Here is a 24005-nt window from a genome sequence, read left to right as displayed (position 1 = left end):
TTGAACACCCCACCGAACGAGGCGCGACCTGACATCGAGGCGGCGGTCGATCGCGCATTGACGGGCCTCATGCCRCCAGGCCTGACCGCCGGTTGCCGTCTTATTCGCACCGGAGACGAACGATTTCTTCTAGCGGCGGAAAGCGCGTCCATCGCCGCACGCGAGCCCCGGGCCCGTACCGCCAGCGGGGCGGGCCGCCAGGTGGCGCATGAACTGCTTCGGCGGCTTGGGTGCGCGGATCCTGCCGTGCCGCGTGGCCAATTGGGAAACCCGATCTGGCCCGCGGGCATCATCGGCTCGATAGCGCATGACGACGACCTCGCCGTGGCTGTCGCCGCGCGATCCGGTGCCATGAGAAGCGTGGGCGTCGACATCGAACCCGCCCTGCCCTTGCCTCGCGAGCTGGAGGCGATCGTGGCCACGCCTCAAGACCGCCTTGGCGGTCTCGAGACCGGCACAGGCGGCCGGGTCCTGTTTGCCGTCAAGGAGGCGGTCTACAAGGCATCGTTTCCGCTCGACGACCGCGTGCTGGGTTTTGAAGACATCGCCGTCGATTTCGAAGCCGGTAAGGCAGTCACGTCATCCGGCCGCAGGTTGATGGTGTGCTTCACGACCACCCCAAGAATTCTGGCGCTGGCTTATACCGCATAGGCCGGGTTGCTCGACCCGGCTTCCACCAGCCTCACAAGACGCCTCTCATCCAGGCCAGGAAAGTCTCCATCACCGCGGATCGCGGATTGTGCCGCATCCACACCACATAGAAGCTGTAGCCCGGCAAGGACAACGGATGGGCCTTGACGAGCGAGCCGTTTTCCAGCTCGCGGCCGACCACGACGTCGCTCAGGATCGCTATGCCTTGCCCGGCGACGACCGCGTCGATCGCATGCAATTCCTCGCGAAAACTCAAATCCCAGGCCTTGTCCGGGACCAGGTCCGGATCGATCGATCGAGCCGTCGCCAGCCATCGGCGCCAGGTCGGCGCGTCCGGATCCCGGTTCATCCAGTCGAAATGGACCAACGGATAGCGCAGCAGATCGGCGGCCCTCTCGATCGCCCGCCCATCGCTTGCCAGCAATCGCGGACTGCATATGGGAAAGAAGGAATCGCGGCAGAGCTCTTGTGCTTGAAAGCCGGCAGGCGGGCGCCGTGTGTACCGGACCGCCACATCCGCGGTGCCGGCGCGCAGATCGAGGACCGCGTCCGTCCCGATGATCTCCAGCGGCACGGCCGGGTTGGCCTCCCGCCATTTCGGCAAGCGCGGCACAAGCCACCGGCTGGCGAAAGCGTTCGGGCTTGTCACCCGCAGCGGCGCCTGGACATCGGGMTCGGCGACCGCGGCAAGGGAGYCGGCGAGAAGATCGAAGCCATCACGCAGGATCGGGAACAGCCGCGCTCCGGCGCTCGTCAGCACCAGCGGGCGCGGCCGTCGCTGGAACAGTTTGCGGTCGCATATCTCTTCCAGCAGGCGGATCTGGTGGCTGATCGCCGTCGGCGTCACGCCGAGCTCTTCAGCCGCTGCCTTGAAACTGCCGTGCCGGGCGGCTGCCTCGAAGGCGTGTAGCGCACGGAGCGGCGGCAAGTTTCTCATGCCGGCAGTGTAGATGAATTCTGCTCATCCAGTAGCGAAGAATTTCGCTTTTGCAGAAGGTCGGACCCTGTGAGACCGTAGCCCGGTTGGAACCGAGGGCGGCACCGATGGACATTCCGCGACAGACCGATGAGCTGTTAGACCGATCCCCTTCCTCGAACACGGCGATCGCACGGCTGCGGCAGAGCTTGCAAGGCGAACTGATATTGCCGATGGACGCCGGCTACGACCAGTCGCGCAGAGTGTGGAACGGGGCGATCGACAAACGGCCCGCGGCAATCGTCTTTTGCGCCAATCCCGACGACGTCATCCTTGCCGTGACCTGCGCCCGGTCACAAGGCTGCCTCGTGGCCGTCCGCAGCGGTGGTCACAACGTCGCCGGCCTGTCGGTCTGCGACGATGGCATGGTGATCGACCTGTCGCGCATGAAGATGATCGTCGTCGATCCCGAGCGCCGGGTCGCCAGGGCCGAAGCCGGACTGACGCTTGCCGAGTTCGACGCAGCCACCCAGGCGCATGGGCTGGCGACGACCATGGGCGTCAACGGCGACACCGGCATCGCCGGCCTGACGCTCGGCGGCGGCTTCGGCAAGCTCGGCCGCAAGCATGGGCTGAGCTGCGACAATCTGATCGCCGCTGAAATCGTCACCGCCGACGGTCGGCTGTTGCGGACAAGCGCCGGCGAGCACCCCGACCTGTTCTGGGCCCTGCGCGGCGGCGGCGGCAATTTCGGCATCGTGACGGCGTTCGAATACCGGCTGCACCCGCTCGGCCCGGACCTTCTCGTGGGCTCGGTGCTGCACCCCTACAAGGATGCGCGCGAAGCCATGCGGTTCTACGACGAATACTCCCGCAATGCCCCAGACGAGGTGAGCGTCGATGCCGCGCTCGTCACGCTGCCCTCGGGCGAGCGCGCCTTCAGCATCTCGGCCTGCTACGCCGGGCCGCTCGAAGCGGGCGAAGCTGCCGTCGCGCCGCTGATGAAATTCGGATCCCCGATCGACAGCCGGCTCCAGGCCATCCCCTACCTCCAGATCCAATCGGCGGGCGACAGCCTCTTTCCACGCGGGCGACGCTACTACTGGAAGGCGCAGTTCCTGCGCGCCATCAGCGATGGCGCGATCGAGGCGCTGCTCGAGGCTTACGCCAAGGCTCCCAATCGCTCGTCCCTGCTGGTCTTCCAGCAGGTCGGCGGCGCGATCGCCCGCGTGCCGGCGTCGGATTCGCCCTATGCCAACCGCGATGCGGCGCTCGACTGCTTCCCGATCGCCATCTGGGACGATCCGGCCGATGACGCGGCCAATATCGGCTGGGCGCGCGAACTTTGGAATGCGGTCCGGCCATTCTCAACCGGCGGCGTTTATGCCAACAATCTTGGCGATGAGGGCGACGAGCGCGTGCGCGATGCCTATGGCGCCAATTATGCCCGCCTCGCCGCCATCAAGAAGCAGTACGACCCGACCAATTTCTTCCGGTTGAACCAGAATATCAGGCCTGGATAATTCGTGGGACCCCGTGCGCAGCCGCTGGACGATCCTTGCCGTGCTCTTCATCGCCCGCGCCGCGATGGCGGTGCAATTCCAGAGCATCGCGGCCGTCGCGCCGGAGCTTGGCAAGGCGCTGAGCGCCAATCTCGCCGATATAGGCGTGCTGATCGGCCTCTATTTCGCGCCGGGTATCGCGCTGGCGCTTCCGGGCGGCGCGATCGGACGGCGCTTTGGCGACAAGGCGACCGTGCTTGCCGGATTGGTCCTGATGCTGGCGGGCGAGGCGCTGCTTTGCAGCTCGACGTCATGGAGCGTGCAGATCGCAGGTAGGCTGATCGCGGGCATAGGCGGCGTGCTGCTGAACGTGCTTATGACCAAGATGATGGTCGACTGGTTCGCGGGCCGGCAAATCGCCACGGCGATGGCGATCTTCATCAACTCATGGCCGCTGGGCATTGCCCTGACGCTCGTCGCGCTGCCGCTGATCCAGGGTGAGTTCGGAATTGCCGGCGCTCACATCGCGGTCCTGGCGCTTATCGGCACGGCCCTGGCGCTGGTCGAGCTTTCCTACCGACCGCCAGGCCAATCCGTCGCTCCGGTCTCGGCGCAAGCCGCGCGGCTTGGGTTGAGCGCCGTCTCGGCCGTGCTGTTGGCAGGGTTGATATGGGCCTTCTACAATGTCGGCTTCGCCATGGTCTTCAGTTTYGCGCCCTCGATGCTGGTCGAGCGCGGCTGGTCGACCGCCGCCGCCGGCTCGGCCGTCAGCATCGTGCTGTGGCTCGCGGCTCTTTCGGTTCCGCTCGGAGGCTACCTCGCGGACCGCGCAGGAAGCCGCAATGCGCTGCTTGCCGCAAGCTGCCTCGCTTTCGCCGCGCTGATCGCGTTGTTGTGGCGGGGCTCGCCGGTGATGCCCACATTGGTTGCGCTCGGCCTCGTCTGCGGGCTCCCGGCCGGATCGATCATGAGCTTGCCGGCGCGGGTGCTGGCGCCGGCGACACGGGCGCTGGGAATGGGACTTTTCTACACGGTCTACTACGCCACGATGCTGATCGCGCCCTGGCTCGGCGGCAGGCTTGCGCTTTGGACAGGCGGCGCAGGCGCGGCCCTCGGCCTCGGCTCGGCGGCTCTTTTGGCCTGCCCGATCCTGTTGTGGGGGTTCGAGCGCCGGCTGCCCGTGCAGGCCCTAACGGCCCCGCAGGCGAGCTGAGGCGCCTTCGAATTTTTCGACGGATCGTGGCTCGCCCTAGTCCGAGATCAGACCGGAGCGTAAGTCAACCTGATCACATCCTCGTCGATCCGCTCATGAGCCATGAGACGGAGCGCCGGCCGGGGCCCTGCGAAATAGGGCGTGCCGCGGCCAAGCACCACGGGATGCAGGTAGATACGATACTCATCGATCAGGCCGAGTTCGGTGAGGCTTCGCGCCAGATCCGGGCCGGCGACCGCGATCTCGCCGTCACGCTCGGCCTTCAGYTTGCGCATCGCGCTCTCGAGATCATCTTCCACGAGCGTGGCGTTGGGACCTACAGACTGCAACGAGCGCGAGACGACCCATTTCGGCTGGTTCCGCCACGCCGCAGCGAAGGCCTGTCGCTCGGCATCCCATTCGGGATGCTCGTCGTCCCAGTAGCGCATGATTTCATACATGCGGCGGCCGTAGACGCTCCCCGCCTTCCGCCGCACATCCTCGATGAAGTGGCGGAAGAGCGTAGGGCTTGGCCCGAACTCCGTGTGATCGACGTAGCCGTCGAGGGACTGATTCATTCCGAAGACGAGCTTGGCCATTGCCTGCTTCCCTCGCATGCATTCGCGCGATCTGATTGCGTCATGCAATCGGTTCAGGTTAGGTCAACTGATTTTATTTTGCAATTGGTTTTGGCGCGCATGAATGCCGATTTGAACCGGTGCCGGGCAGGCTTTGCTCAAGCCACCACCGCCAAGGCCGGGGAGGCACGCAAGCGGGCTATGTCGCGCAGCGGCGGTTCTCCAAAGTGGCGGCGATATTCGCGACTGAACTGCGACGGGCTTTCGTAACCCACGCTGAAGGCCGCGGTCGTGACATCGAWGTCATCGACCAGCATCAGGCTGCGTGCGTCCTGCAGCCTCAGCTGCTTCTGGAATTGCAGCGGTGTCATCGCCGTCACGGCGCGAAAGTGCTCGTGCAGGCTCGACGGACTCATGCCCACTTCAGCGGCAAGCCGTTCGATGCTGAACCGTTCCCGGAAGTTCAGCCCGATCCAGGCGATGGCGCGGCCAACCTGGGCCACCCGACCCTGGCCGGAGGTGATGTGACGCATCCTGGCGCCGTCCGGGCCGGCAAGCAGGCGATAGAGAATTTCCTGCTCGGCCAGCGGCCCGAGCACGGGCAGCGCTGCCGGATCGTCGAGCAGGCGCAGCAGACGCAGCGTTGCGTCGAGCAAATCGGCACCGGCGTCGGACACCGTCTTGCCGATGGGCAAGGAGGGCGTTCCCGACGGCGGTACGCGCAACGCCAGGTCCCCCAGCATGACGGGATCGAAATCGAGGTACAGGCAGAGATAGGGCTTGTCGGGCGTTGCCTCGACCACATGGCCTGTAGCCGGCAGGTCGTAGGTTACGACCCCGTAGCGCCCCGGTGCGTATCTGAACACGCGGTCGCCCAGCGTGACCTCCTTTTTCCCCTRCACGACGAGAACCAGTTGCGGCCGGTAGACATTCGGCATCGGCATCGTCACCGTGGAGGATCGAACAAGCGTCACACGTTCGATGGGTGTGGCGTGGAAGCCATCCTTCGAGACGTGCCGGGCAATCACGGCCGCGATTTCGCTCAGTGTTTCCATAAATCGGACCATCGCACGCGCGCGCAAGGGCGGCAAAGCGAATCCGTGCGGCTTCTGGAGGATTKGGCAGAAATCCCGGCGCATCAGGCGAGCGGTTCGGCGTCGCTGCGCGTCAYAGTGTCAGCGGCGCCCGGGTTACAGCACGCCTGGCTGCGGAACACGAATGGAGCAAACATGACAACCGATAATCTGAAGACCCCCGCAGTCGCACTCGGCACCTGGGCCTGGGGCGACAGCGGCAAGACCGGCGACGGCTACTTCGGCAGCCACCTCACTCGGGCGGGCCTGGAAGAGGTCGCGGACAAGGCGCATGCGGCCGGTTTCACCCTGTGGGATACCGCCGCGGTATACGGCATGGGCCGTTCCGAGACCGTTCTCGGGGAGGCGCTGAAGCGCTTCGCCCRCAGCGACTACCAGCTCTCCACGAAGTTCACCCCGCAGGCCGCGGGAATCGGCAACGATGTGGTGGCGGACATGCTGGAGCAGAGCCTGGCCCGCCTCGGCACCGACTACATCGACCTCTACTGGATTCACAATCCGGCGGATGTTGCGCGGTGGACTCCGCGGCTGATCCCGTTGCTGAAAGACGGGAAGGTCAAACATGTGGGCGTCTCGAATCACAATTTGGGCGAAATCGAGCTCGCCAACCGGATCCTCGGAGAAGCCGGATTCCGGGTCGAAGCCGTCCAGAACCACTATAGCCTGCTCTACCGCAGCYCCGAGGACGCCGGCATCCTGGACTACTGCCGCGGCCACGGCATCCCGTTCTTCGCCTATATGGTGCTTGAACAAGGTGCCCTGAGCGGCAAGTACAGTCCGGAGAATCCGCTGCCGGAAGGCAGCAACCGGGCGAAGACCTACAACGGCATGCTGCCTCAGCTGAAGGCGCTGACGGACAAGCTCGCCTCGATCGGCCAAGGCCAAGGTGCGGCAGCTGCCGATGTCGCGATAGCGTGGGCCATCGCCAAGGGCACGACGCCGATCATCGGCGTTACCAGGCCCAACTACATCGATGGCCTGGTCCGAGCCACGAGCATGGTGCTCTCCGGCGACGACATTGCGCAGCTGGAAGCTCTCGCCGACGCCGCCAATGTGAACACCCGCGGCTGGTGGGAGCAAGAGATGGAAGGCTGAGCCTCGGACCAATGCGCGAAGCTATATGGCAGACGATGATCCCGTTACGCGGGATGATTGCCTGCGACAGGGCAGGTTGCCTCTTCCGCCGCAGTTCTCTCAGCCGCGCGAATCCATCCGACGATGCAAAGCCGTTTCAAATCGGCCATTGAAAGGGTGAGGTTCGGCTGAACATCTGAAATATTGGCGCGCCCGAAGAGATTCGAACTCCTGACCCCCAGATTCGTAGTCTGGTGCTCTATCCAGCTGAGCTACGGGCGCGCAACAGGGCCGTGTTTGACACAAGCCCCGCGATCCGGTCGAGACGGCCGGCCGCGATGTGGAGTGTTCCCTAACGACTGAATCTGCKAAAAGCAAGCCGATCCGGCAAAAGTTTTGTCGCAGGTGTTTTCCCTATGTCGCGGTGTGCCGAGATTCAGGTCAGGCCGAGACCAAAATGGTGGATTTCGAGAACCGGAGCGGAGCGTGCTGAAGTACGTGAGCGCCGGAAGTGCAGGAAGCCGCCATTTGCAGGCCGGCCTCACCTGAATATCGGTACACCTCAAGCGGGGCGGCGCAGACCGTTGCGCGCCTGGTCGAGCCGGACCGGCTGGTCGGGAATGGTGACGGCGAAGACGGTGCGGCCGCCGATCGATTCGACGAGCTCGACCGTGCCGCCATGGGCGCGGATCAATTCATGCRCGATCGCCAGGCCGAGGCCGGTGCCGCCGCTGCGCGCCGAGCCGCGGAAGGCGGCGAACAGGTTCTCGCGCGCCTTGGGCGGCAGGCCTGGGCCGGTGTCGGTGACGGTGATGCGGCTGACGCTGCCGTGACGCTCGGCCGCGACCGCCAGCCGGCGCACCACCGCGCTTGCGGTGTCGGCGGCCATCGCCTGCACCGCGTTGCGGCAGAGGTTGCTGAGCACCCGGAAGAGCTGGTCGGAATCGGCGTCTACCTCGAAGGCATGCTCGACGCCATTGATGAACTCGATGCCTTCCTCGATGTCGAGCAGGCCGTGCACGTCGTCGACAAGCTGGCGAAGCCGCAGCCTGCGGCGCGACGGCGCCGGCTCCTGGGTGCGGCCATAGTGAAGCACGCCTTCGGAATAGGAAACGGCCCGGTCGAGCGCGCGCACGAGCTTCGGCGCGAAGGACTRCACGGTCGGGTCTTTCACCTGGCGCAGGCGGTCGGACATCAACTGCGCGGAAGCCAGGATGTTGCGCATGTCGTGGTTGATCTTCGACACGGCCAGGCCGAGGTCGGCGAGGTGCTTCTGTTCCGACAGCATTCTCTGCAGCCGGTCCTGCATCTGCGCCAGCTCGCGCTCGGCCACGCCAATCTCGTCGGAGCGGTCCGTCGGAGAGATGACGCGTCCGGGATCGTCGGGCGCCTCGGAAAAGGCCAGGATCGAGCGCGTCATGGTGCGGATCGGCCCGATCAKGATCAGGTCGATCGCCGCATAGACCAGCATGGCGGTGAACAGCGAGATGAGCAGCGAGACGAYGGCGACATTGCGCGAATATCTCAGCATGGCATCGCGCAAGCGATAATCCGGCATGATCAGCTCGAATTCCTTGTCGYTGTCGCCGACCGGGCCGAAGACGCGCAGCATGCGCTTGCCGCCGAAGAACAGCGTGTCGAGCGCGYCGGTCATGCCGTTGACGAGGCCGACATCGGCGATATCGATATGCTCGTCGACCTGGGGCGGCATGTCGGAAACGACGAGCAGCCGCGAGACCCCGCCGTCGCGCACGGCGATCGCCTTGGCGCCGATCGCCATCAGCACGTCGTTCTGAGCGTTGTGGGACAGCGCGTTGGGCTCGCCCTGCAGGAGCACGATCGACACGGCGGCGGYGGTGCTCAAGCGCTCCTTCAGCCAGTTGACCCGATAGCTGGCGATCCAGGGCAGGAAGATCAGGACTTCGGCCAAGAGCACGAAGGCGATGGTGAGGAAGAGAAGCTTGGTCGACAGGCCGCGCGACAGCGGCACCCGCCGCGACGAATTCGCCGCGGCCGGCCGTGCCTTTTCATCGGTGGACAGAGCTTCACTCGTCATGACGCGGTCTTCACGAAGCCTTGATCGGCCAAGATTATGCGATTTGAGGCTTTTTTGYCAATTTCAACCTTGGTGCAGCGAAAAAATGTCTGGCGGCCACGCCGGATTGACTTCCAAAAACCTTCTTTCTATAAGCCCGCTCACGCTCGGGCCATTCGTCCCGGCGCGGTTTCGATCGCGCCTAAGCCGGCCCGGCAAAGCTCCTGTTACAGAGTGACAGAATCAAGAAGGGCCGCACCCCGCGGTATTAAAACAAATGAAGCGTACATACCAACCGTCCAAGCTCGTCCGTAAGCGCCGGCATGGTTTCCGTGYCCGCATGGCCACCAAGGGTGGTCGTGGCGTCGTTGCTGCCCGCCGCAATCGCGGCCGCAAGCGGCTCAGCGCCTGAACGAAAGACGAGATCGTTGCCCGCACCCGGCAAGCCAAAGGGACAGGTTCCCGGGCGGCTTCTGAAACGCGCGGATTTCCTGGCTGTGCGCGGCGGCGAGAAACGCCGCGGGCGGCTTTTTCTCGTTGAAGTTCTCGACCGCGGCGACGATTCCGCGCCGCGCGTCGGCTACACCGTCACCAAGAAGGTCGGCAACGCCGTGGTGCGCAACCGCGTCCGGCGGCGGCTGAGGGAAGCCGTGCGCGTGCATGCCRCCGATGACATGGCGCCCGGCAATGACTATGTCATCGTCGGGCGCGAAGACGTGCTCGCCATTCCGTTCGGCCAGTTGAAGGCCGAGCTTTCCCGCCGGCTGCGCGGCACACGATAGGCCAAGGGCTTTCGATGGAAAACAACCGCAATTTCTTCATCACCATCGCGCTGTCGGTGCTGATCCTGACGCTCTGGCAGGTGTTCTACATGAACCCGAAGATGGAGCAGCAGCGCGAGCAGGCCCGCATCGAGCAGCAGCGCGTCGAGGCGCAGAAGAAGGAAGCGGGCGGCGGCGCCCACTCCGGCGCGGCCGGAACGCCGGCTCCCACCGCCGGCGCGATTCCCAGCGCGCCCGGCGGCGACACGATGACGGCGGCCGGCCGTGATCAGRCCATCGCCGCGACCAAGCGCGTCAAGATCGACACGCCGAGTCTCGAGGGCTCGATCAACCTGACCGGGGCGCGCCTCGACGACCTGAAGCTCAAGCACTACACCGAGACGGTCGACAAGAATTCACCCGAGATCGAGCTGCTCAACCCGCAGGCGCTACCTACCGGCTATTTCGCCGAGATCGGTTTTGTCGGCACCGACAAGACGGGCGCAGTGCCAAGCTCGGACACGGTATGGAGCGTCGAGGGCAATCCGACGCTGACCCCGTCGACGCCGGTGACGCTGACCTATACCAATGACAAGGGCCTGACCTTCAAGCGCACCATCTCGGTCGACAACGACTACATGTTCACCGTCTCCGACACGGTGCAGAACTCAGGCAGCGCCCCCGTCAGCCTGTTCAACTATGGCCGGGTCACGCGCTATGACAAGCCGGCGGTCGCCAGCACCTATGTGCTGCATGAAGGCCTGATCGGCGTCACCGGCAGCGAGGGGCTGTCGGAGTACAAATATTCGGCGATCGAGAAGGACAAGGAAGTCAAGCCCGGCAAGTCGACCGACGGCTGGCTCGGCATCACCGACAAATACTGGGCCGTGACACTGGTGCCGACCGAGAAGCAGCCCTTCCAGYCGCGCTATGCCTATTTCGAGGACGGACGTCACCGCTATCAGTCCGACTTCCTGACTGACGCAATCAATGTCGATGCCGGTCAGTCCGCGACTGTCGAGACAGAGATTTTCGCCGGCGCCAAGGAAGTCGCCAAGATCAACGCTTATGAGGCCGACCGTCACATTCGCCAGTTCAACTTGTTGATCGACTGKGGCTGGTTCTATTTCATCACGAAGCCGATGTTCTGGCTCATCGACACGCTCTACAAATTCTTCGGCAATTTCGGCCTGGCGATCCTCGCCACCACCGTCATCGTCAAGGCGATCTTCTTCCCGCTCGCTAACAAGTCCTATGCCTCGATGGCGAACATGAAGAAGGTGCAGCCGAAGATGGTCGAGATCCGCGAGAAATACGCGGACGACAAGATGAAGCAGCAGCAGGCGATGATGGAGCTCTACAAGACCGAGAAGATCAATCCGCTCGCCGGCTGCTGGCCGGTGGCGCTGCAGATCCCGGTCTTCTTCTCGCTCTACAAGGTGCTCTACATCACCATCGAGATGCGGCACGCGCCGTTCTTCGGCTGGATCCACGACCTTGCGGCGCCGGATCCGACGTCGATCTTCAACCTGTTCGGCCTGCTGCCCTTCGCGGCGCCCGCCTTCCTGCCGCATATGGGCGCCTGGGCGGTGGTGATGGGCATCACCATGTTCCTGCAGATGCGCATGAACCCGGCGCCGCCGGATCCGACGCAGGCGGCGATCTTCACTTGGATGCCGGTGATCTTCACCTTCATGATGGGCTCGTTCCCGGCCGGCCTCGTCATCTACTGGGCCTGGAACAACACGCTGTCGATCCTGCAGCAAGGCGTGATCATGAAGCGCCAGGGCGCCAAGATCGAGTTGTGGGACAATCTGGCGGCGATGTTCCGCAAGAAACCATCGCCGGCGGAATAGAAGGCGCACCTCACCAACGTCAAGCCCCGGCCTTCGGCCGGGGTTTTTTGCTGTCTGATATCGACATTTCCGTCGGCGTCCGACCGATCGCCTTGCCGTCCGAGGCGGGCCGCACGACGCATTCGGGGTTGGTCGGCACATTCGGTGAAACGGCGTTGTGGTTCAAGGTGGCGGCGAGTGAGCCGGCGCTGTTGGCGCTAACCTACGCGGTTAGCCGAATCCCTCCGTGACGTCGTCATACTCGGGCCTGACCCGAGTATCCATGCCGTGACCTCTGCCGTGGAGTGCAACGGTGCAGAATTCTGCAACCGCTRCAACGCCTTGGCGTAACGGCATGGATTCCAGGGTCTGCGCCGCGTCGCTGCGCTCCTTGCTCCGCCCTGGAATGACGATCATGCGGAGGTTTTCGCCAATCGCCGGCGTCTCCAACAAAAAGCCCCGGCATGTGAACTGGGCTCTCTACAATTTTCGGAAAATGGATCGAGGCCGTGAAACTCCGCGCGCGGCCGCTTCGTATGATTCTCGTCCTCCCCAAAAAGGCCGCGACGGCTTCCGGCGCAGYGACGCCGGTGTTTGGGAGGTCGTCCGGCAGGCCGGGGTCCCGCAGGCGGCGGGATCCCGGTCCTTTTATTCCATGACCGCGCTGTGATCGATCTTGGCAGGCGTGCCGGGCTTRCGCAGCAGAAGCACCAGCGGGATGGCGGCGAGGGACAGGATCATCATCAGCTTGAAGTCGTCGATATAGGAGATGATCGTCGCCTGCAGCGTGACCAGGCCGTCGAGCGCGGCGCGGCCGGCGGCGGTGTAAGGGCTCAGCGCCTGCGAGATCGCCGGGTCGCTGAAGGCCGGATTGTACGGCGTCACATAGGTGGCGATGTTTTCGTGGTTGATCTGCTGGTTCTGCGTCAAAAGCGCCGTGACCACCGAAATGCCGACGCTGGAGCCGATGTTGCGCGACAGATTGTAGAGGCCGGTGCCTTCGGCGCGCCGCTCCGGCGCCAGCGTGGCGAAGGTGATGGTGGTGAGCGGCACGAACAGGAAGCCCAGGCCGGCGCCCTGGATGAAGCCGGTGCTGATGATCGTCCATTGCGAGACGTCCGGCGTCCAACCGGTCATGTCGTACATCGCCCAGGCGGTAATGGCGAGGCCGATGAACAGCAGCCAGCGCGTGTCGACTTTGCCGACCAGCCGGCCGACGATGAACATGCAGGCCATGGTGCCGAGGCCGCGCGGCCCCATGACGATGCCGGCCGTCACCACCGGATAGCCCATCAGCGTCTGCAGGTAAGGCGTCATTAGCGCCAGCGAGGCGAGATAGGTGATGCCGATGATGAAGATGAAGATCATGCCGACGGAGAAGTTGCGGTCGAGAAACAGCCGCGGGTTCACGAATGTGTCACGCGCGGTGAAGGTGTGGACGATGAAGATGTAGAAGGCCGATGCGCAGACCAGCGCCTCGACGATGATCTCGGCCGAGGAGAACCAGTTGAGCTGCTCGCCGCGGTCGAGGAACATCTGCAGCGAGGCAATGGCGATCGACAGCATGCCGAAGCCCAGCCAGTCCTGGCCTTGAGGTCGAGCTTGGTTTCCTGGACGAACATCGAAACGCCGATGAAGGCTAGCGCGCCGATCGGCACGTTGATGTAGAAGACCCAGCGCCAGGAGACGTTCTCGGTCAGCCAGCCGCCGATGACCGGGCCGAGCACCGGGCCGACCATGACCGAGACGCCGAACAACGCCATGGCCGAGYCGCGCTCCTCGACGCTGTAGATGTCGAGCAGGATCGACTGCGACAGCGGCACCAGCGCCGCGCCGAACAGGCCCTGCAGCAGGCGGAAGYCGACGATCTGCGGYAGCGACTGGGCGAAGCCGCACAGCACGGAGRCCACGACGAATCCGGTGATGGCGACCAGCAGGATGCGCTTGCGGCCGAAGCGGTTGGCGAGATAGCCGGACGGCGGCGTCATCACCGCGGCGGCGACGATGTAGGAGGTGAGCACCCAGTTGATCTGGTCGGCGCTGGCCGAGACGCTGCCCTGGATATAAGGCAGCGCCACATTGGCGATGGTGGTGTCCAGCGCCTGCATGATGACCGCCAGGATCACGCAAGCGGTGATGGCGCCGCGATTGGCGACCACGGGCGCGCCTGTCGCGGAAGCCGCTGTCATGACTTTTGTCCGWAACGCTTGAGGAGGTCGGTGACGAAATCGGGCAGGCCGCGGGCATGGCCGGTGTCGATGCTGACGACCGCGCTCATGCCGCCGCGCAGCGGCGGCTTGCCGTCCGGATCGTCGATCGTCACGCGCATCGGGATGCGCTGCACGACCTTGACCCAGTTGCCGCTGGTGTTCTGCGCCGGCAGCAGCGAGAAGCTGGATGACGAAGCCGGGCTGATCGAGCCGACGGTGCCGTGCCAGACCTCGCCCGGATAGCCGTCGATGCTGATCGTCGCCTTCTGGCCGGGACGCACATAGGTGAGCTCGGTTTCCTTGGGCTCGGCCGCGATCCAGATGTCGGTCGACGACACCAGGCTGAAGGCCGGCTGCGAGGCCGGCAGGTACTTGCCGACCTGCAGCGCGTCGACATTGGTGACGATGCCGTCGAACGGCGCCTTGACGACGGAGTCGGCGAGGTTGCGCTGCGCGTCGTCCACCGCCGACTGGGCCTGCAGGTAGAAGGGATTCTGCTCGACCGGCTGGCTGGCGTCGCCGCCGAGCTGGGCAAGCATCGCCTGCGCCTGCGCCTTGGCGACCGTTACCTTCTGGCGGGCCGCTATGAGGTCGTGCTGGGCGCTGTCGAAGGTCGCCTTGGAAGCGGTCGAGGTCTTGAGCAGGTCCTGCTGACGCTGGAAGGCTGACTCGTAATAGGGGATGTCCGCCTGCGCCTGGTCGATCGCAGCGAGCGACTGCTGGTAGCTCGCCTGCAGCGTCAGCACCTGGTTGCGCACCGTGCCGAGTTGCGCCTTGGCGCCGGCGAGCGYGGTCTCGAAGGAGGCCGGCCGCAGGCGGAAGAGCACATCGCCCTTCTTCACCGCCTGGTTGTCGTGCACGTCGATCTCCTGCACGGTGCCGGAGACATCGGTGGAAACGCCGAGCGACTGTGCCTGGATGTAGGCGTTGTCGGTGGTCATGATCTGACCGCCGACGACGTAGTAGTAGCCGCCGGCCACCAGCGCGATAGGCAGCAGCGCAAACAGGACCGGCCGCGTCAGGCTGCGGCGCGGCTTGACGGGAGCGGGCGGAGCCACCGTGACGGAAGCCGGTTTCGRCTGGGCCGATGGCGCCTCGAGCGTCGCCGGCTCCGGCGCCACAAGCGCTTCCAGCTCATCGTCTTCGACGACAGGCGGGTTGCCGCGCCTTTGCTCGCGCTGGCTGTCCAGGCGAATGACCTGGTCGCTTGCTCTTTCGCTTTCCTCGCCGGCGGGCTTTCTGGGTGAGGTTCCTTCAGACATGGACTTTCTCCCGGTCGACGGCCGGCTGGGCGCAGGCCTCGAGCAGATTGGATTTAATCAGGCAAAGGGTTTGCAGCAGCTGCTGCTGCGCGTCCGCGGACAGGCCGGCAAAGGCCTCGCCACGCGTCTTTTGGCMATTGCTGCGCATCACTTCGATGAGCGGATGCGCCTTCGGGGTCGGATAGATAAGCCACGCCCGGCGATCGGCCGGATCGGGCCGGCGCTCGATGAAGCCGCCCGCCTCCATCTTGTCGAGCAACCTTGCGAGCGTGATCGGCATGATCTCGATGAGGTCGGCCAGCTTGTTCTGATGGATGCCTTCCTGCCGCGAGAGATAGGACAGCACCTGCCATTGCGCGCGGGTCAGTCCAAAGGCGCGCGAGCGCTGCTCGAAACGTTTCCTGAGCAGGCGCGCGACATCGTGCAGCACAAAGCTGATATTGGGCGAGGTGGACATGTGAGGACTTCGGAACGGGCGRACAAACTTTCGTGAGCATGCTTATTATCATCATGCACATAATCCTGCTGGACGTGGAGCGCAAGACCGACTAAGGCGCTTGGTAAAAATATCGCATAGGCCAGAACCCGGCMCGACCGGCTTGGGGTCAGGGCAAGGACCAGACGATGAATCGGCTCAAGATCGCCATGCTGGCGCTGCTCGTGGGATACGCTCTTCCGGCCGCCGCGAAGGATGCGGTGAGCTGCGGCGGAGCGGCAATGCTTGGAGGCRCGCAGCTCAATTGCAGCCACGTRCAACCCAAGGCGCCGCCGCAATTCTGCACCTTCAGCTGGGCCCTGCACACGACGGCGGGCGAGCAGAAAATCGTCGAAGGCAGCTTCTCGCTGCCGCCAGGGGCGGCGAATGTCCAGGTCTATCAGGGCAGCGGCTTCGACAGCGCCCTTTCCAACCCGATCGTGATCTGCCGCGGCAACCACTGAGCGGTTGGTGCCGCGGCCAGATCACGTTAGTTTGATCGCGCGCGGGCGCCGCCGGCTGCGCCCGAACATGCCTGTGAACCATGGAGGGGGGCGATGACCGGGCCCAATCCCAACATCAAGCATCCGATCGCGATGCATCCGCGCGTCGGCTTCCTGAAAGGGCTGGTGACGTCGCCCAACATCGAGATCGGCGACTTCACCTATTATGACGACCCCGAGGGTCCCGATAAATTCGCCGAAAAATGCGTGCTGCATCACTACGACTTCATCGGTGACCGGCTGGTGATCGGCAAATTCTGCGCCATCGCCGAAGGCGYGCGCTTCATCATGAATGGCGCCAACCACGCGATGTCCGGCTTCTCGACCTATCCGTTCAACATCTTCGGCCATGGCTGGGAGGACGGTTTTGATCCTGAAACCTGGTCGAAGGAGATCCGCGGCGACACCGTCGTCGAAAATGACGTGTGGATCGGCATGGATGCGGTGATCATGCCGGGCGTCAGGATCGGCAATGGGGCCATCGTGGCGGCGAAATCGGTTGTCACGCACGACGTGCCGCCTTATGCGATCGTGGCCGGCAATGCGGCAAGGATAGTGAAGATGCGCTTCGACGAATTCACGGTGCGGCGGCTTTTGAAGGCCGCGTGGTGGGACTGGCCGGTCGACAAGATCAGCCGCAATCTCAACGCCATTCGCGGCGCCGACATTGCAAAACTGGAGGCAGCGGTTTGAACGCGCCCAACAACAGCACGAACGAGACGGYGATCAGCCCGGAGCTGTTCACCCGCGGCTGGGTCTTCATCCGCGGCGTGCCGTCGATGAAGTTCCTGCCGCCCGAAGGCCCGCCGGAGATCGCCTTCGCCGGCCGTTCCAATGTCGGCAAGTCGTCGCTGATCAACGCGCTGGTCGGGCACAAGGGCCTGGCGCGGACCTCGAACACACCGGRCCGCACGCAGGAGCTCAACTATTTCGTGCCCGAYGGATTTTCCGGCGAAGGCGCCGACCTGCCGCCGATGGCGCTGGTCGACATGCCGGGCTACGGCTACGCCAGCGCGCCGAAGGACAAGGTCGATGAGTGGACGAAACTCATCTACGAATATCTGCAGGGCCGCGTGACGCTGAAGCGCGTCTATGTGCTGATCGACGCGCGCCACGGCATCAAGGCCAAGGACGAGGAGGTGCTGACCCTGCTCGACAAGGCGGCGGTGTCCTACCAGGTGGTGCTGACCAAGACCGACAAGATCAAGGCCGCCGGCGTGYCGAGGCTGATCGAGGAGACGCTGGCCAGGATCAAGAAGCGGCCGGCGRCGTTTCCGGTGGTGCTGGCCACATCTTCGGRGAAAGCGGCGGGCCTGGACGAGCTGCGCGCGGCCATCGCCCTGGTGGCGAACGGCGGTTGAGGCAGTTGTCGCCCTGGCGCGGCCCGCTCAGTCCATCTCGTCCCGCTCCGGCTCGCGGTCGCGCCGGCCGGTGAGGATCTCGCGCTTGCCGACATGGTTGGGCGCGCCGACCAGACCTTCCTTCTCCATGCGCTCGACCAATGAAGCGGCGCGGTTGTAGCCGACGCCGAGGCGGCGCTGGATGTAGGAGGTCGAGCATTTCTTGTCGCGCTTGACCACCTTGACGGCTTCCTCGTAAAGGGCGTCGCCGTCCTCCTCGGCGATCGCGCTTTTGTCGAAGACCGGACCGGTGTCGGCTGCTTCCTCTGCCTCTTCCTCGTCGGCGGTGACGGTATCGAGATATTCGGGACGTCCCTGCGCTTTCAGATGCGCCACGACGTGCTCGACCTCCAGGTCGGAAACGAAGGGGCCGTGCACGCGCGAAATGCGCCCGCCGCCGGCCATGTGCAGCATGTCGCCCTGGCCGAGCAGCYGTTCCGCGCCCTGCTCGCCGAGGATGGTGCGGCTGTCGATCTTGGACGTTACCTGGAAGGAGATGCGCGTCGGGAAATTTGCCTTGATGGTGCCGGTGATGACATCGACCGACGGGCGCTGGGTGGCCATGATCAGATGGATGCCGGCGGCGCGCGCCATCTGCGCCAGGCGCTGGATGGCGCCTTCGATCTCCTTGCCGGCCACCATCATCAGGTCGGCCATCTCGTCGACGATGATGACGATGTAGGGCATGGGCGCGAGGTCGATCGAGCGTTCCTCGAACAGCGGCTCGCCGGTGCCCTTCTCGAAGCCCACCTGCACCTGCATGGTCACGACCTCACCCTTGTCGCGGGCGCAGCCAGCGCGCTGGTTGTAGCCGTCGATGTTGCGCACGCCGAGGCGCGCCATCTTGCGGTAGCGGTCCTCCATCTCGCGCACCGCCCATTTGAGCGCTGTGACCGCCTTCTTGGGATCGGTGACGACCGGCGTCAAAAGATGTGGGATGCCGTCATAGACGGAGAGCTCCAGCATCTTGGGATCGACCATGATGAGGCGGCATTCCTCCGGCTTCATCCGGTAGAGCAGCGACAGGATCATGGTGTTGATGGCGACCGACTTGCCGGAACCGGTGGTGCCCGCCACCAGCAGATGCGGCATCTTGGCGAGCTCGGCGATGACCGGTTCGCCGCCGATCGTCTTGCCGAGGCCGAGCGCCAGCTTGCAGGACGTGTTGCGGAAGCCGGCCGATCCGATCAGCTCGCGGAAATAGACCGTCTCGCGCGTCTCGTTGGGCAGCTCGATGCCGATGACATTGCGGCCCGGCACCACGGCGACGCGCGCCGAGATAGCCGACATCGAGCGGGCGATGTCGTCGGCCAGGCCGATGACGCGGCTGGATTTGACGCCCGGCGCCGGCTCGAACTCGTAGAGCGTGACGACCGGCCCAGGCCGGACATGGATGATCTCGCCCTTGACGCCGAAATCCTCCAGCACGCTTTCGAGCAGATCGGCATTCTGCTCCATGCGCTCCTGCGACATGTAGAAGCCCTGGCCCTCCGGCGGCAGCTGCAGAAGGTCTTCGGAGGGAAGCTCGTAGCCGGCCATCGCGGACAGYGGCGCGACTTCGCCGGCCATGGGCAGCGAAGGCGCCTGCCTCGGCGATCTTGCGCTTGAGGGCGCGGAAACCGGCACGGACTCGACAAGCGTCAGTTGGACGGACGCGGGGGCCGGCGTCGGGGCAGGGCCGGCGTTCGTTGCGCTAGAGCGCCATTCGATGACCCGGTAAAACGACGTCGCCTCGCTCATGAAGGGGACATGGGACTGACTTGGCTGGGCCGCCGGACGCTGCGCCGGCATYGGTTTGACCGATGGTTGCGCCGGAACGGCGGCCGCCTGACCGGTTTCGCTCAAACGCGCCCGCGCCAGGCGCTCGGCGAGGAAAGGCATGCCGAATTCGAAGAAGGCATGATCGGAAAGATAGGACCAGCGCAGTCCGCTCGGGCGCGGTTTTGGCGTCGAAGCGGCGGCAGCCTGAGTCGGCGCGGCCGGAGGAACCGGGACGGTGGCTGGGGCCGCCGTGGAAGGTGCGTGGACCGGTTTGATCCGTGCCGGCGCCGCAGCGCGAGCCTCAGTCGCAGCGGGAATAGCCCGAACTGGATTGGCAGGCGCCGGAGCCGGAGGCGCGGGCCGGACGGGCTGAACCGCAGGCGCCTTGCCTGGCGCGGCGTCTTCCTGCRGGGCGGTTCGCCGGGCGAGGTCGGTGTCCGGCGTGCGGGTGAACCGCACATTGGGCGCGAGGAAGAAATAATCCTGCCATGCCGGGCGGCTGAACTCGCCGCCATCGGCCGATTCGGCCGATGCGCCGCGAGCGGCGTTCGATTCGCCCTGAATCGAGGATCGCAACGTCACGACCTGCCCCGTTTGCGRCTGCGGAACCCCGCCCCGGCGTCCGACATCCTCCGCGCGGTGATCGTCGTCGCCCTGATAGGCGGAAGCGCCGGAAAGGTTGGCACGGGGAAAACGCATGGATGTCATTCTCGAGACTCGCCGATTGAACGTCTCCCGAGACATAGGAAGCGATGGTTAACAGGTCCTTCCGACAGCGCCTGCCGGACGAGGCCAATCGACATTTTGGGAGGGAGGTCTTGAGGAGGCCAGCGGCCGACCTCGGCGACGTCGCGTTCAGCCGTCATGCCCGCGCCTTCAAAGACGCGCCGCGGCCTTCAGCCGCGCTTCGCGCGCTTTGGGAGCCAGCGCGCGCGAACGGTCAGGCCGATTGCAACGCCTTTTCCTCGGCGAGGAATTTTTCCGTGGCGTAGGCCTTGAGGAACACGTCGACGCCGGACGTCACCACACGCTCGATCTCGGCCTGGGTCGGCGCCTTGGTGCGGTAGGAAAAGATGCACTGGCGAAACAGGCCGGCGAGGCAGAGTTCGGTGAACTGATAGGCGGCAAGGTCGACATCGTCGATCTCGAGCAGGCCGCGCTCGACGGCTTGGTTGAGGAAGGCCATGACCTTGTCGTGGCCGCGCTTCGGACCGCGCTCGTAGAAGCGCGCGCCAAGCTCGGGAATCCGGTCGGCGGCGCCGACCACGGTGCGCTGGGCCTGGATGACCTTGGCCGAGGTGATCTTGGCGGAGAGCCCCATGCCGAACTTGACCAGCGTCTTGCGCAGGTCATCGAAATGGTCGAGCACCTCATACAAGTTCTTGAAGATGGTGCCGCGCTCTTCCTCGATGAGAGCTTCGAACAGCTCTTCCTTGTTTTCGAAATAGACGTAGATCGTGCCCTTGGAGACGCCGGCCTCGCGCGTGATGTCATTCATCGAGGCGGCTTCAAAACCCTTGTCTATGAAGACGCGGCGCGCGCCTTCGATGATCTGGGCGCGCTTGACCGGGTCCTGTCCGGCGGCCGGACGGCCCTTGCGTAAGTCGAGCAGATCGCTATCGGCTGTCGTTTCGACCATGGAAGTCGTTCCTTAGAAAATATTTCGAACCACTCGGTTCGATTTCCTCTTGATATGGTCCTCTTTCCGCGCTATGTCAATCACCAATTCGAACCGAACGGTTCAGTCTGACTGACATCCAGAGAGATACCCATGTCCTCCAACGCGCCCGCCACCGCCGAAGTCCGCACCTTTCCCAACGCCAAGGCCCAACCGTCGACCGAAGCGCCGGAAATCCCTGTCCAGCCCGCCGCCCCGGTTGCTGCSCCCGCGGCCGAAGCACCCGCCAAGAAGAAGCGTTCGGTGCGCTCTTTCCTTTTGCCGATCATCGGCCTGGCCCTRCTCGGCGCCGGTTCCTACTATGGATATAACTACTGGACCGACGGCCGGTTCATGATCTCCACCGACGACGCCTATGTCCAGGCCGATATGTCGTTCGTGTCGCCGAAAATATCCGGCTATATCGACAAGGTGCTGGTGAGCGAGAACCAAAGGGTCAAGGCCGGCGATCCGCTGTTCGTCATCGACAATGGCGACTACAAGATCGCGGTCGCCCAGGCCGAGGCGCAGATCGCCACGTTGGCGAAGACGCTCGACCGCATCGACGCGCAGACCAAGGCGGCGCAGGCCTCGCTTTCGCAGGCCGAGGCCCAGAAGGTCGCGGACCAGGCCGCCGCCGACAATGCCGGCCGCGCCCAGCTGCGTGCCGCGCAGCTGCTCAAGACCCATGTCGGCACGCAGGCGCAGCTCGACGACGCGCAGACCGCGCTCGACCAGGCCAAGGCGGCGCTTGTCGGCGCCGATGCGCAGATCGCCGCGGCGCAGGCCAATATCGGCGTGCTGGAAGCCCAGCGCGCGGAATCGGCCTCGACGCTCGCCTCGCTGCAGCTCACCCGCGACAAGGCCCAGCGCGACCTGTCCTTCACCGTGCTGAAGGCGCCTTATGACGGCGTCGTCGGCAACCGCTCGGTCGAGCAGGGCGACCTCGTCAGYCCTGGACAGAAGCTCGCCGTCGTCGTGCCGATGGACAAGCTCTACATCGTCGGCAACTTCAAGGAGACGCAGCTCGGCCGCATGGTGCCCGGCGAGAAGGTCCGCATCACCGTCGATGCGATCGATGGCCAGAGCTTCGAAGGCACGGTCTCCTCGCTGGCGCCGGCTTCGGGCGCGGTGTTCTCGCTGCTGCCGCCGGAAAACGCCACCRGCAACTTCACCAAGGTGGTGCAGYGCGTGCCCGTGCGCATCGACGTGCCGGCCGACGTCTTGAAGACCGGCAAGCTGCGCGCGGGCCTCAGCGTCGTCGTCGCGGTCGACAGCCGCACCGCGCCGGCCTCGACGACCAACTGATCGGGGGGCGGTTCGGTGGCCAATCGAGCGCCGGGCCGCCCAGCCTGCTTCCGAGCGGCAGACCCGCTCCGACTATCTGTTTCGCCGCAATTCGGGACAGCCACGCACCTGTTCTCGATAATTGCTTAGGGAGGCCATGAGATGGCAACCGCAACCATTACAGCAGGGGCAATGCCCGGACGTCCGGCAGCCGCCGCGCCGGCCCTGCCCGCGGACCATATGCCTGTGCGCCGCGTCGTCGCCTTCCTGGCGATGGTGTTYGGCATGTTCATGGCGATCCTCGACATCCAGATCGTCTCGGCCTCGCTGTCGGAAATCCAGGCTGGCCTGAGCGCCAGCTCCGACGAGATCCCGTGGGTGCAGACCGCCTATCTGATCGCCGAGGTGGTGATGATCCCGCTGTCGGGCTTCCTCAGCCGCATGCTGTCGACGCGCGTGCTGTTCACCACAGCGGCCGCCGGCTTCACCGCCGCCAGCGCGCTCGCCGCCACCGCCACCAATATCGACCAGATGATCGTCTACCGCGCCATCCAGGGTTTCATCGGCGGCGGCATGATCCCCAGCGTGTTCGCGGCCGCCTTCACCATCTTCCCGCCCTCCAAGCGCGCCGTCGTCTCGCCGATGATCGGCCTGGTGGCGACGCTGGCGCCGACGATCGGCCCGACGGTGGGCGGCTATATCAGCCACGCCATGTCCTGGCACTGRCTGTTCCTGATCAATGTCGTGCCCGGCATTTTGGTGGCGACTRCCGCCTGGGCGCTGATCGATTTCGACAAGCCCAACCTGAAACTGTTCTCCAAGTTCGACTGGTGGGGCCTGATCGGCATGGCCGCGTTCCTCGGCTGTATGGAATATGTGCTGGAGGAAGGTCCGAACCATGACTGGCTGCAGGAGCCGGCGGTGTTTGCCTGCGCCATCATCATGACCATCGGCGCCGTCATCTTCTTCTGGCGCGTCTTCACCGCCGAGGAGCCGATCGTCGACCTCAGGKCCTTCAGCAACGTGAACTTCGCCTTCGGCTCGCTGTTCTCCTTCGTCGTCGGCATCGGCCTTTACGGGCTCACCTATCTCTATCCGGTGTTCCTCGGGCGCATCCGCGGCTACGATTCGATGATGATCGGCGAGGCGCTGTTCGTCAGCGGCCTGGCGATGTTCTTCACCGCGCCAGTCGCCGGCATCCTGTCGAACAAGATCGACCTCCGGCTGATGATGATGATCGGCTTCGTCGGCTTCGCCACCGGCACCTGGTGGATGACGCATCTCACCGCCGACTGGGATTTCTATGAGCTCTTGATCCCGCAGATCCTGCGCGGCTGCTCGATGATGCTGTGCATGGTGCCGATCAACAACATTGCGCTCGGCACCTTGCCGCCGGAACGGCTGAAGAACGCGTCGGGCCTGTTCAACCTGACCCGCAATCTCGGCGGCGCGGTCGGCCTCGCGCTGATCAACACGGTGCTGATCGACCGCAACGCCTTCCACTATGCGCGGCTTTCCGAGCATGTGCAGTGGGGCAGCCAGGCCGCACAGACCAAGCTGCAGAACATGACGCTGACCTTCGAGCAGACCGCCGGCCTCGACGCCACGAGCGCCGCGATCTCGAAACTGTCCGGCATGGCTCATCAACAGGCGGCGCTTTTGTCCTTCATGGACGTGTTCATGATGCTGACGGTGCTGTTCGCCTCGCTCGGATTCTTCGTGCTGTTCATCAACAAGCCGGCGCAGCAGGGCGGCGGTGGCGGCGGAGGCCATTGAGGAGCCGGAACCCCCGCCTGGCCTCCTCAACGCGTG

The 24005-nt window shown here is 64.7% G+C and carries 19 protein-coding genes, 1 tRNA gene and 2 pseudogenes; 12 read left to right on the top strand and 10 right to left on the bottom strand.

The window, feature by feature from the left end:
• Entirely contained in the window at nucleotides 1-651 is a 651-nt protein-coding gene (locus LCM4576_RS09365) for a 4'-phosphopantetheinyl transferase (RefSeq protein WP_083354600.1), read from the top strand.
• 31 nt (nucleotides 652-682) lie between these two features.
• Here the strand turns inward: LCM4576_RS09365 and LCM4576_RS09360 are convergent, their stop codons facing one another.
• A complete protein-coding gene (locus LCM4576_RS09360; RefSeq protein ID WP_071031840.1) occupies nucleotides 683-1588 on the bottom strand; it encodes a LysR substrate-binding domain-containing protein in 906 nt (301 codons plus the stop codon).
• 212 nt (nucleotides 1589-1800) lie between these two features.
• Here LCM4576_RS09360 and LCM4576_RS09355 point away from each other — a divergent pair, with 212 nt between their 5' ends.
• Together LCM4576_RS09355 and LCM4576_RS09350 are read left to right on the top strand one after the other, a co-directional pair.
• On the top strand, nucleotides 1801-3090 hold the full coding sequence (locus tag LCM4576_RS09355; RefSeq protein WP_244508209.1) for an FAD-binding oxidoreductase: 1290 nt from the start codon (nucleotides 1801-1803) through the stop codon (nucleotides 3088-3090).
• 13 nt (nucleotides 3091-3103) lie between these two features.
• On the top strand, nucleotides 3104-4282 hold the full coding sequence (locus LCM4576_RS09350; RefSeq protein WP_071031839.1) for a CynX/NimT family MFS transporter: 1179 nt from the start codon (nucleotides 3104-3106) through the stop codon (nucleotides 4280-4282).
• 47 nt (nucleotides 4283-4329) lie between these two features.
• Here the strand turns inward: LCM4576_RS09350 and LCM4576_RS09345 are convergent, their stop codons facing one another.
• Entirely contained in the window at nucleotides 4330-4860 is a 531-nt protein-coding gene (locus LCM4576_RS09345) for a dihydrofolate reductase family protein (RefSeq protein WP_071031838.1), read from the bottom strand.
• 137 nt (nucleotides 4861-4997) lie between these two features.
• On the bottom strand, nucleotides 4998-5894 hold the full coding sequence (locus tag LCM4576_RS09340; RefSeq protein WP_071031837.1) for an AraC family transcriptional regulator: 897 nt from the start codon (nucleotides 5892-5894) through the stop codon (nucleotides 4998-5000).
• A gap of 174 nt (nucleotides 5895-6068) precedes the next feature.
• Here LCM4576_RS09340 and LCM4576_RS09335 point away from each other — a divergent pair, with 174 nt between their 5' ends.
• Nucleotides 6069-7028 (top strand): aldo/keto reductase, encoded by a 960-nt coding sequence (locus tag LCM4576_RS09335; RefSeq protein ID WP_071031836.1) that lies wholly within the window; start codon nucleotides 6069-6071, stop codon nucleotides 7026-7028.
• A 184-nt stretch (nucleotides 7029-7212) separates the two neighbouring features.
• Here LCM4576_RS09335 and LCM4576_RS09330 read toward each other — a convergent pair.
• Together LCM4576_RS09330 and LCM4576_RS09325 are read right to left on the bottom strand one after the other, a co-directional pair.
• Nucleotides 7213-7289 (bottom strand) — tRNA-Arg (locus tag LCM4576_RS09330).
• A 280-nt stretch (nucleotides 7290-7569) separates the two neighbouring features.
• Nucleotides 7570-9063 carry a HAMP domain-containing sensor histidine kinase gene (locus LCM4576_RS09325; protein WP_071031835.1) on the bottom strand — a complete coding sequence of 498 codons (1494 nt, stop codon included), beginning with the start codon at nucleotides 9061-9063 and terminating at the stop codon, nucleotides 7570-7572.
• Nucleotides 9064-9319: 256 nt separating this feature from the next.
• On the opposite strand from LCM4576_RS09325, the gene rpmH reads away from it, so the two are divergent.
• From rpmH to yidC, 3 genes are read left to right on the top strand one after another with little or no spacing between them, the layout of a single operon-like run.
• The gene (gene rpmH, locus LCM4576_RS34590; protein WP_083361353.1) at nucleotides 9320-9454 is read left to right on the top strand and encodes a 50S ribosomal protein L34; all 135 of its coding nucleotides are present in this window, start codon (nucleotides 9320-9322) and stop codon (nucleotides 9452-9454) included.
• Nucleotides 9455-9470: 16 nt separating this feature from the next.
• The gene (gene rnpA, locus LCM4576_RS09320) at nucleotides 9471-9824 is read left to right on the top strand and encodes a ribonuclease P protein component (RefSeq protein WP_071031834.1); all 354 of its coding nucleotides are present in this window, start codon (nucleotides 9471-9473) and stop codon (nucleotides 9822-9824) included.
• A gap of 14 nt (nucleotides 9825-9838) precedes the next feature.
• Nucleotides 9839-11659 (top strand): membrane protein insertase YidC, encoded by a 1821-nt coding sequence (yidC, locus tag LCM4576_RS09315; RefSeq protein ID WP_071031833.1) that lies wholly within the window; start codon nucleotides 9839-9841, stop codon nucleotides 11657-11659.
• A gap of 627 nt (nucleotides 11660-12286) precedes the next feature.
• Here yidC and LCM4576_RS09305 read toward each other — a convergent pair.
• The 3 genes and pseudogenes from LCM4576_RS09305 to LCM4576_RS09295 form a co-directional block, all read right to left on the bottom strand.
• Nucleotides 12287-13827: pseudogene (locus LCM4576_RS09305) on the bottom strand (DHA2 family efflux MFS transporter permease subunit).
• Nucleotides 13824-15110 (bottom strand): HlyD family secretion protein, encoded by a 1287-nt coding sequence (locus LCM4576_RS09300; RefSeq protein ID WP_071031831.1) that lies wholly within the window; start codon nucleotides 15108-15110, stop codon nucleotides 13824-13826. Before LCM4576_RS09300 ends, LCM4576_RS09305 begins: the two are co-directional and overlap by 4 nt.
• The gene (locus LCM4576_RS09295; protein WP_071031830.1) at nucleotides 15103-15567 is read right to left on the bottom strand and encodes a MarR family winged helix-turn-helix transcriptional regulator; all 465 of its coding nucleotides are present in this window, start codon (nucleotides 15565-15567) and stop codon (nucleotides 15103-15105) included. Before LCM4576_RS09295 ends, LCM4576_RS09300 begins: the two co-directional genes overlap by 8 nt.
• Before the next feature lie 167 nt (nucleotides 15568-15734).
• Between LCM4576_RS09295 and LCM4576_RS09290 the strand changes: the two genes are divergently transcribed.
• The 3 genes from LCM4576_RS09290 (at nucleotide 15735) to yihA (ending at nucleotide 17449) form a co-directional block, all read left to right on the top strand.
• The gene (locus tag LCM4576_RS09290) at nucleotides 15735-16049 is read left to right on the top strand and encodes a hypothetical protein (RefSeq protein ID WP_071031829.1); all 315 of its coding nucleotides are present in this window, start codon (nucleotides 15735-15737) and stop codon (nucleotides 16047-16049) included.
• 93 nt (nucleotides 16050-16142) lie between these two features.
• On the top strand, nucleotides 16143-16781 hold the full coding sequence (locus LCM4576_RS09285) for a CatB-related O-acetyltransferase (protein ID WP_071031828.1): 639 nt from the start codon (nucleotides 16143-16145) through the stop codon (nucleotides 16779-16781).
• A complete protein-coding gene (gene yihA, locus LCM4576_RS09280; protein ID WP_071031827.1) occupies nucleotides 16778-17449 on the top strand; it encodes a ribosome biogenesis GTP-binding protein YihA/YsxC in 672 nt (223 codons plus the stop codon). Before LCM4576_RS09285 ends, yihA begins: the two co-directional genes overlap by 4 nt.
• A gap of 27 nt (nucleotides 17450-17476) precedes the next feature.
• Here the strand turns inward: yihA and LCM4576_RS09275 are convergent.
• Together LCM4576_RS09275 and LCM4576_RS09270 are read right to left on the bottom strand one after the other, a co-directional pair.
• Nucleotides 17477-19411, bottom strand: a pseudogene (locus tag LCM4576_RS09275) (DNA translocase FtsK); the annotation flags it as partial.
• Between the two features lie 778 nt (nucleotides 19412-20189).
• Entirely contained in the window at nucleotides 20190-20888 is a 699-nt protein-coding gene (locus LCM4576_RS09270; protein WP_071031825.1) for a TetR/AcrR family transcriptional regulator, read from the bottom strand.
• 132 nt (nucleotides 20889-21020) lie between these two features.
• Here LCM4576_RS09270 and LCM4576_RS09265 point away from each other — a divergent pair, with 132 nt between their 5' ends.
• Together LCM4576_RS09265 and LCM4576_RS09260 are read left to right on the top strand one after the other, a co-directional pair.
• Nucleotides 21021-22214 (top strand): HlyD family secretion protein, encoded by a 1194-nt coding sequence (locus tag LCM4576_RS09265; RefSeq protein ID WP_071031824.1) that lies wholly within the window; start codon nucleotides 21021-21023, stop codon nucleotides 22212-22214.
• 141 nt (nucleotides 22215-22355) lie between these two features.
• The gene (locus LCM4576_RS09260; protein WP_071031823.1) at nucleotides 22356-23969 is read left to right on the top strand and encodes a DHA2 family efflux MFS transporter permease subunit; all 1614 of its coding nucleotides are present in this window, start codon (nucleotides 22356-22358) and stop codon (nucleotides 23967-23969) included.
• Nucleotides 23970-24005 lie beyond the last annotated feature (36 nt).

This window comes from Mesorhizobium sp. LCM 4576 (genome assembly GCF_001854815.1).
Taxonomy (GTDB): Bacteria; Pseudomonadota; Alphaproteobacteria; order Rhizobiales; family Rhizobiaceae; genus Mesorhizobium; species Mesorhizobium plurifarium.
The sequence above is the reverse complement of the archived record's forward strand: the minus strand, read 5'-3'. Positions and strand labels throughout refer to the sequence as shown.